The organism is Ruegeria sp. BJ3 (genome assembly GCF_056535665.1).
Genome location: NZ_JBQFIT010000001.1, coordinates 3,136,793 through 3,147,349, shown reverse-complemented (window position 1 = coordinate 3,147,349; position 10,557 = coordinate 3,136,793). Strand labels below are relative to the sequence as shown.

The 10,557-nt window shown below is 64.6% G+C and carries 14 protein-coding genes; 9 read left to right on the top strand and 5 right to left on the bottom strand.

Annotation, left to right across the window (positions count from 1 at the left end; genetic code table 11):
• Positions 1-15 precede the first annotated feature (15 nt).
• Positions 16-648, top strand: coding sequence for a hypothetical protein (locus ACR3EL_RS15885; RefSeq protein ID WP_170342271.1), 633 nt, complete (start codon positions 16-18; stop codon positions 646-648).
• Here ACR3EL_RS15885 and ACR3EL_RS15880 read toward each other — a convergent pair.
• Together ACR3EL_RS15880 and ACR3EL_RS15875 are read right to left on the bottom strand one after the other, a co-directional pair.
• Entirely contained in the window at positions 637-969 is a 333-nt protein-coding gene (locus ACR3EL_RS15880) for an AzlD domain-containing protein (protein WP_170342269.1), read from the bottom strand. The genes ACR3EL_RS15885 and ACR3EL_RS15880 overlap by 12 nt on opposite strands.
• The gene (locus ACR3EL_RS15875) at positions 966-1,682 is read right to left on the bottom strand and encodes an AzlC family ABC transporter permease (protein ID WP_170589445.1); all 717 of its coding nucleotides are present in this window, start codon (positions 1,680-1,682) and stop codon (positions 966-968) included. Before ACR3EL_RS15875 ends, ACR3EL_RS15880 begins: the two co-directional genes overlap by 4 nt.
• On the opposite strand from ACR3EL_RS15875, the gene ACR3EL_RS15870 reads away from it, so the two are divergent.
• From ACR3EL_RS15870 to ACR3EL_RS15845, 6 genes are read left to right on the top strand one after another with little or no spacing between them, the layout of a single operon-like run.
• Complete coding sequence (locus tag ACR3EL_RS15870) at positions 1,681-2,619, top strand: formate dehydrogenase accessory sulfurtransferase FdhD (protein WP_254432979.1); 939 nt, start codon at positions 1,681-1,683, stop codon at positions 2,617-2,619. The two genes, ACR3EL_RS15875 and ACR3EL_RS15870, sit on opposite strands and share 2 nt — an antisense overlap.
• Entirely contained in the window at positions 2,616-3,062 is a 447-nt protein-coding gene (locus tag ACR3EL_RS15865) for a hypothetical protein (RefSeq protein ID WP_170369816.1), read from the top strand. Before ACR3EL_RS15870 ends, ACR3EL_RS15865 begins: the two co-directional genes overlap by 4 nt.
• On the top strand, positions 3,059-3,703 hold the full coding sequence (gene mobA / locus ACR3EL_RS15860) for a molybdenum cofactor guanylyltransferase MobA (protein WP_170369814.1): 645 nt from the start codon (positions 3,059-3,061) through the stop codon (positions 3,701-3,703). Before ACR3EL_RS15865 ends, mobA begins: the two co-directional genes overlap by 4 nt.
• The gene (gene mobB, locus ACR3EL_RS15855; RefSeq protein ID WP_170342265.1) at positions 3,700-4,209 is read left to right on the top strand and encodes a molybdopterin-guanine dinucleotide biosynthesis protein B; all 510 of its coding nucleotides are present in this window, start codon (positions 3,700-3,702) and stop codon (positions 4,207-4,209) included. The genes mobA and mobB overlap by 4 nt, the downstream gene beginning before the upstream one ends.
• A gap of 20 nt (positions 4,210-4,229) precedes the next feature.
• Positions 4,230-5,489, top strand: coding sequence for a molybdopterin-binding protein (locus tag ACR3EL_RS15850; protein ID WP_170342264.1), 1,260 nt, complete (start codon positions 4,230-4,232; stop codon positions 5,487-5,489).
• A complete protein-coding gene (locus tag ACR3EL_RS15845) occupies positions 5,486-6,082 on the top strand; it encodes a GNAT family N-acetyltransferase (protein WP_367646367.1) in 597 nt (198 codons plus the stop codon). The genes ACR3EL_RS15850 and ACR3EL_RS15845 overlap by 4 nt, the downstream gene beginning before the upstream one ends.
• On the opposite strand, the gene ACR3EL_RS15840 is transcribed toward ACR3EL_RS15845, so the two are convergent.
• From ACR3EL_RS15840 to ACR3EL_RS15830, 3 genes are all read right to left on the bottom strand, one after another.
• The gene (locus ACR3EL_RS15840; RefSeq protein ID WP_170342263.1) at positions 6,079-7,071 is read right to left on the bottom strand and encodes a hypothetical protein; all 993 of its coding nucleotides are present in this window, start codon (positions 7,069-7,071) and stop codon (positions 6,079-6,081) included. The genes ACR3EL_RS15845 and ACR3EL_RS15840 overlap by 4 nt on opposite strands.
• A 12-nt stretch (positions 7,072-7,083) precedes the next feature.
• Positions 7,084-7,554, bottom strand: coding sequence for a transcription elongation factor GreA (greA, locus tag ACR3EL_RS15835; protein WP_005978981.1), 471 nt, complete (start codon positions 7,552-7,554; stop codon positions 7,084-7,086).
• A 238-nt stretch (positions 7,555-7,792) separates the two neighbouring features.
• Complete coding sequence (locus ACR3EL_RS15830) at positions 7,793-8,173, bottom strand: VOC family protein (RefSeq protein WP_005978983.1); 381 nt, start codon at positions 8,171-8,173, stop codon at positions 7,793-7,795.
• An 89-nt stretch (positions 8,174-8,262) separates the two neighbouring features.
• On the opposite strand from ACR3EL_RS15830, the gene soxR reads away from it, so the two are divergent.
• Together soxR and ACR3EL_RS15820 are read left to right on the top strand one after the other, a co-directional pair.
• On the top strand, positions 8,263-8,718 hold the full coding sequence (soxR, locus tag ACR3EL_RS15825; RefSeq protein WP_170342262.1) for a redox-sensitive transcriptional activator SoxR: 456 nt from the start codon (positions 8,263-8,265) through the stop codon (positions 8,716-8,718).
• Positions 8,719-8,854: 136 nt separating this feature from the next.
• Positions 8,855-10,501 (top strand): electron transfer flavoprotein-ubiquinone oxidoreductase, encoded by a 1,647-nt coding sequence (locus ACR3EL_RS15820; RefSeq protein ID WP_170342260.1) that lies wholly within the window; start codon positions 8,855-8,857, stop codon positions 10,499-10,501.
• Positions 10,502-10,557 lie beyond the last annotated feature (56 nt).

The following is a 10,557-nucleotide window of genomic DNA, read 5'->3' as shown; positions in this document are numbered from 1 at the left end:
CCGGACTGACGGGTCATGTTTCGCATCTTGATTGCCTGCCTGCTGGCAGTAACCGTCGCAGGCTGTGCCACGTCGCAGCGCCCTCAGGCCGACCAGTCCGAGATCGTTGCGCGATCCTACCGTGACCCGGGCCCCTCAACGCTGACCCTGTACACGATGATCAACACGCGTACGGGGTCTGGCGCGCATACCTCGCTGATGATCAGCGCCGGTGAGCGGGTAATTTTCGACCCCGCCGGGTCGTTCCGCGCCGACGTGGTGCCGATCAAGGATGACGTGCTGTATGGCATCACCCCGGCGGTCGAGCGTGCCTATCGCAGCTCGCACGCACGCGAAACGCATTATGCGCGCATCCAGACCATCCAGGTGACCCCCCAGCAGGCCGAGATCGCCTATCAGCTGGCCAAGCAGTCCGGACCGGTTCCGGGCGCCTACTGCGCCAACTCGACTGCTCGGCTGCTGCAGCAGGTTCCCGGGTTCGAGCAGATCCAGACCACCTTCTACCCGGTCAAGTTGTCCGATCAGTTCGGGCAGATTCCGGGGGTCGTCACGACCGAATATCGTGAAAACGACAGCGCCGATCTGCAGGCGGGGCTGGCGGCCAACAACGCCGCGCTCAACCAGCTGGAAGCGGCTTCAACCAACTAGGTACAGCAGACCATACAGCGTGCCGGCCCCGGCAAAGATGGCGGCCAGCACGTTCTTGGTGATCAACCCGACGCTCAGGGCAACCACGGCCGAGGCCATGCGCGGTAGGTCCGGCTGGCCCTCGGTGGCCGTGGGCCACATGACCAGAGGGGCAATCAGGGCCGGCAGGATGGCCACCGCCGTATAGCGCAGATGCCGCAGCAACCATGGCGGCAACGGACGGTCTCCGACAAAGCCGATGAACACGAAGCGCAGGGCATAGCTTCCGATCGCCAGCCCGACGATGATCGTCCAGACCGTTGTCTGATCGGGGGTGGTCATGACGCTACCTTTCTGCGTTCCAGCATCACTTCGGCCTGCGCACCGGCCATCATGCCCGCGCAGCCCGCGATCAGCAGGCCAAGATTGTAGGGGATTGCTACGCATAGCAGCGATACGACGATAGCGACCAGAGCCGCGACCACATGGGCCGGAGTGCGCATCATCGGGCCGATCATGGCCAGAAAGGTGATCGGCAGCGCGAAATCCAGTGCCCAGCTATCCGGGATCTGCGTTCCCAGGTAGGCCCCAATAAAGGTGGCCAGTACCCACATGGGCACCAGAGGCGAAACCGACCCCATGAAATAGGTCATACGCTGCGGAACCGACATGTCCGGTTCCTTTTCGAACTGGACGATCGAGCAGGCATAGGATTGGTCGACCGTAAGATAGGCGGCAAAGGCCCGTTGCCACAGGGGCGCCGCGCCCAGATAAGGCGTCAACGACGCCGAATACATGGCCATCCGCAGGTTCACGGCCAGTGCCGAAACCAGAATGATGGCCGTGGGTGTGCCGTCCTGCAGCAGTTGCAGCGATGCAAACTGCGCGGCCCCCGCAAAGACGGCTGCGGTGAACACCATGGTCTGCAGAATGCTCAGGCCCGCCTCGGTCGCGAAGACGCCGAACAGGGTGCCGAAGGGCACCGCCACGAAGATGAACGGGGTCCCGTCGCGAAAACCCCGCCAATAGTATGACTTGGATGTGGAGGTTGCCATGGCTAGATCCTATGGTGGTCTGTGCAGCAGTAGCGGGTCAGAGAGAGGGTTGCAATTGGCCACCGAAGTCGATCTGTCGGAATACATCATCGCCCCCGATCCCGGCGCGGCGCGGTTGACCCGCGCGGTCGAGGGGGTGGACCAGAACGGCGAGGTCAGCCGCATCTCGGTGGTCGAGGAGCGCCCGCTGACGATCTTCCTCAATTCGCAAGAGATCGTGACGGCCATGACCATCGGCGACTACCCCGAATATCTGGCTCTGGGCTTTTTGCGCAACCAGGGCATGTTGCGCCCCGATGACCAGATCACGCGTGTCGATTACGATGACGATCTGGAAACCGTGGTGGTGCGCACGGCGCGCGAGACCTCGTACGAGGACAAGCTGAAGAAAAAGACCCGCACCAGCGGCTGCGCGGTGGGCACGGTGTTCGGCGACATGATGGAGGGGCTGGAGGGCGTGCGCCTGCCACAGGTTCAGGTGCGCACCTCGTGGCTGTATGATCTGGCGGCCAAGATCAACCGCACGCCGTCGCTGTACCTGCAGGCCGGGGCGATCCACGGCACGGTTCTGTGCCATCAGAGCCGCCCGCTGGTCTATATGGAGGACGTGGGCCGCCACAACGCGGTGGACAAGATCGCCGGCTGGATGCTGTCCGAAGGCGAGACGGCCGGCGACAAGATCCTGTACACCACCGGGCGGCTGACCTCGGAAATGGTGATCAAGACGGCGATGATGGGCATCCCGGTTCTGGCCTCGCGGTCGGGCTTCACCGCGTGGGGCGTCGAAATCGCGCGCGAGGTCGGCCTGACCCTGATCGGCCGGATGCGCGGCCAACGTTTCGTCTGCCTGTCTGGCGAGGACCGGCTGCTGCGCGACGTGGACCCGGCCACCGTGCCGGTCGAGGACCGGAAGCACCGAAGGAAAAGTGCGGGATGATTGAAATGCTCGCAAGGCTTGAAGAGTTGCTGGTCCTCCCGGTTTTGTGCGTCGCAACCCTCTATTCCATAAAGTTCCAACATGCGGATGAGCTGGCGATGGATATGGCGCTGGCGACCTATCCCGACGACGTACTGGATCAGCTCGAATGGGGCGCTTTGGCCGATTTGATAGCAGCTTCGCGTACTCTGTGTAGCTCGTCGCGGCGGAAGTCCACGCGTCTGCGTGTCTTGTTTTGGGGACTTCCCGCGTTGAAAGGGCTGGATAGGCCGAGCCTGACCGCAGCGCGGCGATACCGGCTTAACACCGCGGGCATATTCCTCTCGGTATGTTTGATCGCTGGCACTTGGTCTTTCTGGTTGGTTGGTCTTCTGGCTTTGTTTGTTGTCGTCCTTTTTGTACGAACACCGAACTGGCCCAAGCCGAAAGGATTGACCACATGACCAAACCACTGGGCGTCATACTGGCCGGAGGTCTGGCCACGCGGATGGGCGGCGGCGACAAGGGGTTGCTGCACCTGGGCGGGCAAAGCCTGTTGGCGCATGTGATCGACCGGCTGGCGCCGCAGGTGGCCTGGCTGGCGCTGAACGCCAACGGCGATCCGGCGCGGTTTGCCGATCTTGGCCTGCCGGTCCTGCCGGACACTATTGCGGGTTACGCCGGGCCGTTGGCGGGCGTTCTGGCCGGGTTGGATTGGGCGGCGGGGCAGGGTGCTGATTGCATCGTCACCGCTGCTGCCGACACGCCGTTCTTCCCGCGCGATCTGGTCGATCGGCTGCTGCAGGCGGCGCAGGGGCAGGCTCATCCGCTGGTTCTGGCCACCACGCCGCGCACCGGTGAAGAGGCGCTGAAATCGGGCGGTGGCCGCCGGGTCAATCGGCACCCGACCTTTGGCCTGTGGCCCGTGGCGCTGCGCGACGATCTGCGCGCGGCCTTGACGGACGGGTTGCGCAAGGTGGTTCTGTGGACCGACCGCCATGGAGGGCGCGAGGCGCTGTTTCCGGCCGACCCGTTCGATCCGTTCTTCAACGTCAACACGCCCGAAGATCTGATCCGGGCGCAGAAACTGTTGGAGCAGGCATGAAGGTCTACGGCGTTACCGGCTGGAAAAATACGGGCAAGACCGGGTTGGTCGAACGGCTGGTGGCCGAGATCACCTGGCGCGGGTTCAGTGTCTCGACCGTCAAACACGCCCACCACGCGGTTGACGTGGACCAACCGGGCACCGACAGCCACCGCCACCGAACCGCAGGGGCGTCCGAGGTTCTGCTGGCGTCCAGCCGCCGCATCGCCGTGATGCAAGAGCTGCGCGGCGCGCCCGAGCCGCCGTTGACCGACCTTCTGGCGCGTCTGTCCCCGGTCGATCTGGTGTTGGTCGAAGGGTACAAGCGCGCGCGCCACCCCAAGGTCGAGGCCTTTCGCGCCCAGCCCGGAAACCCGCTGATTGCCGTTGACGATCCGACGGTCCGCGCGGTGGCCAGCGACACGCCGCTGGATCTGGACCGTCCGGTTTTTGACTTGAACGACACGCCTTCCATTGCCGATTTCATCCTGGCCGAGGTCGGCTTGGGGCCGCGGCCCAGCCCCTGACCATGCCCGAGGACCGGACCATGCCGAATATTGCGCCTCCACCGCTGAAAAACGACTGTTTCGCATTGCCGCCGGGGGTCGAATGGACCCCGGTCGATGACGCGCTGGCCCTGTTGCGCGACCAATTGCACCCGGTGGCCGGCGTCGAGACCTTGCCCGTTGGTCAAGCCTGCGGGTGCGTTCTGGCGCAGGACGTGATCGCGCAACGGTCGAATCCGCCGCTGCCCAACACGGCGGTGGACGGGTACGGTTTTGCCGGTGGTCGGCCCGAGGGCCCGCATGTCCTGCCGCTGGCCGAGGGGCGCGCGGCGGCGGGTGTACCCTTTGCGGGGGCCGTGCCGGAGGGGCAGGCGCTGCGCGTTCTGACCGGCGCGCCGCTGCCCGAGGGCGTGGATACCGTCATTCTGGAAGAGGACGTGACCGTGCAAGACGGCCACATCGCCTTCAACGGGCCTTTGAAGGCCGGCGCCAATACGCGCAAGGCGGGCGAAGACGTGCAGGCCGGCGCCTTGGCTTTGCCTGCCGGGCGACGCCTGACACCCGCCGATCTGGCGCTGCTGTCGGCGGTGGGCGTGGCCGAGGTCCCGGTCCGCAGCCCCTTGCGTGTGGGGGTTCTGTCCACCGGCGATGAATTGCGTGATCCGGGTCAGGCCGCGGGGCCGGGTCAGATCTATGATGCAAACCGCCCGATGCTGCTGTCGATGCTGCAACGGATGGGCTTTGTGCCGGTCGATCTGGGCCGCGTGGGCGACGACCGGGCCGTGCTGCGGGACCGGCTGGACCAGGCCGCGCAACAGACCGACGCGATCCTGACCAGCGGCGGCGCTTCGGCGGGGGACGAGGATCATGTCTCGGCCCTGCTTCGCGCGACGGGGGCCTTGCAGGAATGGCGCATAGCGCTGAAACCGGGCCGCCCGCTGGCGCTGGGCCTGTGGCAGGGCACGCCGGTGTTCGGCCTGCCGGGCAATCCGGTGGCGGCGATGGTCTGCACTCTGATCTTTGCCCGGCCCGCGCTGGGGTTGATGGCGGGCGAGGGGTGGCAGCAGCCACAGGGCTTTGACCTGCCCGCCGGGTTCGCCAAGCGCAAGAAATCGGGCCGCCGCGAATACCTGCGCGCCCGGGTCCGCGACAGCCGGGTCGAGGTGTTCCACTCGGAAGGGTCGGGTCGCATCAGCGGGCTCAGCTGGGCCGAAGGGCTGGTCGAACTGCCGGACGGTCCACTGGACATCCAGCCGGGAGACCCGGTTCGCTTCATACCCTATGGCAGTTTCGGCCTGTGACGGTTTCGGTCTCGCGCGGGTTTTCCCCCGATGAGCGCGCGCGGGCAGCAGAGCTGTTCTGGCAGGCGTTCTCGGGCAAACTATCGCGCGTCATGGGTCCGGACGCGCGCGGGCTGGCCTTTTTCGAACGGGTGCTGAACCCAGAATTCGCCCTGGTGGCTCGGGATGCGGATGGGCGGATGCTGGGGCTGGCCGGGTACAAGACCTGCGACGGTGGGCTGACGCAGGGCGGGCTGGCGGATCTGGCCCGGGTCTATGGCTGGTTCGGCGCCCTATGGCGGGGCCTGATCCTGAGCGTTCTGGAGCGCGACCTGAAGCCGGGCGTGTTCCAGATGGATGGCATATGCGTGGCAGCCGAGGCGCGCGGCCAGGGTGTCGGGACCCTATTGCTGCGGGCGATCAAGGAGGAAGCGCAGAGGCTGGGCATGCACGAGGTGCAACTGGACGTGATCAACACCAACCCGCGCGCGCGGACCCTGTACGAGCGCGAAGGGTTTCAGGCGATCGGGCAGGATTATACCGGCCCGTTCAAGCATCTGTTCGGATTCAGTTCGGCTACGAAAATGCGGTGGGTCGTGCCGGACGGTGGCTAGTCGAAGGTCCCGGCCACCCGGCCCAGCAGCATGAAGGCGCGCGCCGTGCGCGTGTCGCCCAAGGCGGTCAGGTCGGCGTCGCTGGCCACAGGTTCGAACTCGACGATCATGGTGTCGAAACGGCGCAGGAAGTGATGCACCGCATCGCGAAAGATCGGGTCTTGCTTCATCCGCGCCGAGGTCAGCGCCAGGCACGACCGGTCGCGGATGCCGCCCAAAGCAGCGACCGCACGCCCGCGTTCGCCCTTGGCGAACTGGCGCCAGACCTCGGGGCGGGCCATGTCCGGACGCAGGTCGTCCATGTAGATGCCTTCCTGGCTGAGCAGAGTCAGCACGTCCTCGGCGGCCTGCACCAGTTGCGCGGTCTTGCGGTCCTTCATCGCGCGGCGCAGGGCGTTGAAGCCTTCGGTATCCTCGGCGGTTTCGGGAAAGTTCAGCGCGCGGATGAAAATGTCGGTGGGCAGAGGAGTCGTGATCTCTTCGGCCGGAGTGCCCAGTTCCAATGAGGTCTGGCCCGAGGGTGCCGCAGGTCTTGCCAGCGGCGCAAGATCCCGCCGCTTGCTGGAGAACGTGGCCAGCGTGCTTTGGGCGTGCCGGGCGGCCGCGGCGATTTCATCCAGTTTCCGGGCCACCGCGGGTTCGTAGGTGCTGGCCGACCGCTGTTGCTGCGATACATAGGCCTGCCGGATCGCGTCGATCGCGGTCTGCAGCCGGGCGCTTTCTTCGCGCATGATGCGGCTGGCGCGCATGGCCAGCGCCGCGACCCAGATCATCGCGACCGGCATGAACACCGCCAGCAGCATCACGATGAAACTGCCGGCCTGCGTCTGCTCGGGCAGCACAAGAAAGGCTACGGCCACCACCAGCCAGATCAGGCTGAGGGCCGCGGCCGCAATCTCGATCCCGGTGACGCTGGGGCGGCCCGGACGGTCATAGATGCCCAGCCAGGTGGGGCGTTTGCTGTCCGGATCAGGGTCTTGGCCCGACATGGCGCGCTCCGATCAGGCGTAGTGGATGCTCAGCACTTCGTACGAGCGCACGCCGCCGGGGGTGCGCACCTCGACGCTGTCGCCTTCTTCCTTGCCGATCAGGGCGCGGGCGATGGGCGATTTGATGTTCAGCAGGCCCTTTTCGATATTGGCCTCATGCTCGCCCACGATCTGCCAGGTCTTTTCCTCGTCGGTGTCCTCGTCCACCAAGGTGACCTTGGCGCCGAACTTGATCGCGCCGGACAGTTTGGTCGGGTCGATCACCTCGGCCAGCGACAGAACGCCTTCCAGTTCCTTGATGCGGCCTTCGATGAAGCCCTGCTTTTCGCGGGCCGAGTGATATTCGGCGTTTTCCTTCAAGTCGCCCAGTTCGCGCGCCGAGGCGATGGCCTCGATGATGGCGGGGCGTTCAACGGACTTGAGTTGCTTGAGCTCTGCCTCGAGCGCGGCAAAGCCCGCGGGCGTCATGGGGATCTTTTCCATATCTTCTTTTTTCCACGCACAAATTGAGTCGCCCCGCCGCATGAGACCAGCGTCGGGGCGAAAGATGGGTTGGCAATTACCTGACCCAAATATGGCGTGAAATGCAAGAGGCCAAGGGGTTTGGCCCCTGCAATCCGCAACTTAACGCCGTCGGGGCGGTGGGGGTTTCCGATTGTGCCGATGCCCCAGCAGATCCCCGCGTTTCCAGCGATGCGCCTCGGCGCCGAACCAGAGCATCTCAATCATATTGAACCACCTCGAATTCGATGCCGTTGTCATCGTCGAAATAGAACCGGCGGCCGGGTTCATAGTCGGCGTGGTTGTGCGGCTCGAACCCGGCGGCGCGGACCTTGGCTTCGGTCGCGTCGATGTCCTCGACCAGCACGCCCACATGGTTCAGCCCGCCGACGATGTCATAGCTGCTTTCACCCGACGGTTTCGGGTCGGCCGGGGCGTAAAGCGCCAGATAGGTATGCGCGCTGCCCACATGCACGGTATAGCCGCCCGCGATGGCCGGGCCTTCCCAGCGTGTCTTCCATCCGAATACGTCCTGCATCCAGGCGGCGGTCGCCTGCGGGTTGCGGACGGTGAAGTTCGTGTGTTCCAGCGTCGCCATCATGGGGTCTCCTTTTCATGTACAGGCTTGTTTCGACTCACCGTAATTCCTAAACCTAACTTTAGCTCAAGAGATTTTTCCAGGAGGAGATCATGCCCGCATCCGAAGGCCTTTCCATCGGCGCATTGGCACGCCGCACGGGGTTGGCGGTATCCGCCATCCGCTATTACGAGGCGCAGGGGCTGATTTCCCCCTGGCGCAATCCGGGCGGTCAGCGGCGGTATCAGCGCGCCGACATCCGTCGGCTGAGTTTCGTGATGATCGCCCAGCAGTTCGGTCTGACCCTGCCCGAAATCCGCGAGGTTCTGGCCGGGCTGCCCGACAACCGCACGCCCACGCCGGCGGATTGGAAAAAGATCAGCGTCGGCCTGCGCGCGCATCTGGACCAGCGAATCGATACTCTGCTGCGTCTGCGCGACAATCTGGACGGCTGCATCGGCTGTGGCTGTCTGAGCCTTCCGAAATGCGCGCTCTACAACCCCGACGACCGGGCCAAGGCGCATGGTAGCGGTCCCAGGTACCTGATGGGTGACGCGCCCGAGGGCTGATCTGCCGCATTGCAGCAATGTTACGCCGTGTTTTGATTGACCAAGGTCTTTTCCAGCAGGTAATCAGCCGGGAAACAAAATTTCGCCGAGCCCGCGCCCCAGGCGCCAATTCGGATAGTTAGCGGAGGAGCCCACGATGGCCGAAATTGAACGCGAAGCGATGGAATACGACGTGGTGATCGTGGGCGCAGGCCCGGCGGGCCTGTCGGCGGCCATTCGTCTGAAACAGCTGGACGCCGACCTGAACGTGGTCGTGCTGGAAAAGGGCTCGGAAGTGGGCGCGCATATCCTGTCGGGCGCGGTGCTGGACCCGTGCGGTCTGGATGCGCTGATCCCCGACTGGAAGGAAAAGGGCGCGCCGCTGAACGTGCCGGTGCGCGAAGACAACTTCTATATGCTGGGCGAGGCCGGCAAGCTGCGCATCCCAAACTGGCCGATGCCGCCGCTGATGAACAACCACGGCAACTACATCGTCTCGATGGGCAATGTCTGCCGCTGGATGGCCGAACAGGCCGAGGAGCTGGGCGTGGAAATCTTCCCCGGCATGGCCTGTTCCGAACTGGTCTATGGCGACAATGGCGAGGTCAAGGGTGTCGTGGCAGGTGTCTTCGGGCTGGAACCCGACGGGTCCTATGGCCCCAACACCGAGCCGGGCATGGAACTGCACGGCAAATACGTCTTCCTGTCGGAAGGGGTGCGCGGGTCGTTGTCCAAGGAAGTGATCGCGAAATACGACCTGTCCGCCGGGAAAGAGCCGCAGAAATACGGCATCGGCATGAAGGAAATCTGGGAGATCGACCCCGCCAAGCACAAGGAAGGCAGCGTCACCCACACGATGGGCTGGCCGCTGGGCGGAAACGCCGGGGGCGGGTCGTTCATCTATCACCTGGAAAACAACCAGGTCTATGTGGGATTCGTGGTGCACCTGAACTACAAGAACCCGCACCTGTTCCCCTACATGGAATTCCAGCGGTTCAAGCACCACCCGGTGGTGGCCGACCTGCTGAAAGGCGGCAAGCGTGTGGCCTATGGCGCCCGCGCGATCACCGAGGGCGGATATCAGTCGATGCCGAAGCTGGTGGCGCCGGGCGTGGCGCTGCTGGGCTGTTCGGCGGGCATGGTCAACGTGCCGCGCATCAAGGGCAACCACAACGCGATGCTGTCGGGCAAGGCAGCGGCCGAGGCCGCGTTCGAGGCCATCAAGGCCGACCGGTCGGGCGACGAACTGTCCGCCTATGAAGACGAGGTGCGCAACGGTGCGATCGGCCGCGACCTCAAGAAGGTTCGCAACGTCAAGCCGCTGTGGTCGAAATACGGCCTGACCGCTTCGCTGGTGCTGGGCGGTATGGACATGTGGACCAACACGCTGGGCTTCTCGCTGCTGGGGACGCTGGGCCATGGCAAGAACGACGCCGAGGCGACCGAGGATGCCAGCCAGCACACCCCTATCGACTATCCGAAGCCCGATGGCACGCTGTCTTTCGATCGTCTGACCAACGTGGCGTTCTCGTTCACCAACCATGAAGAAAGCCAGCCCTGTCACCTGAAGCTGACCGACCCCGAGATTCCGGTTAAGGTCAACCTGCCCAAGTTTGATGAACCGGCGCAGCGGTATTGCCCGGCGGGCGTGTACGAAGTGGTGAAGGACGAGGCCGAGCCTCGATTCGTGATCAACTTCCAGAACTGCGTCCACTGCAAGACCTGTGACATCAAGGATCCCAGCCAGAACATCACGTGGACCACGCCGCAGGGTGGGGACGGACCGAACTACCCCAACATGTAGGCAAAAACCCGGGCAATGGCGGGGCCGTGAACGCTCGGCCATTGCCTCTGGCGGGC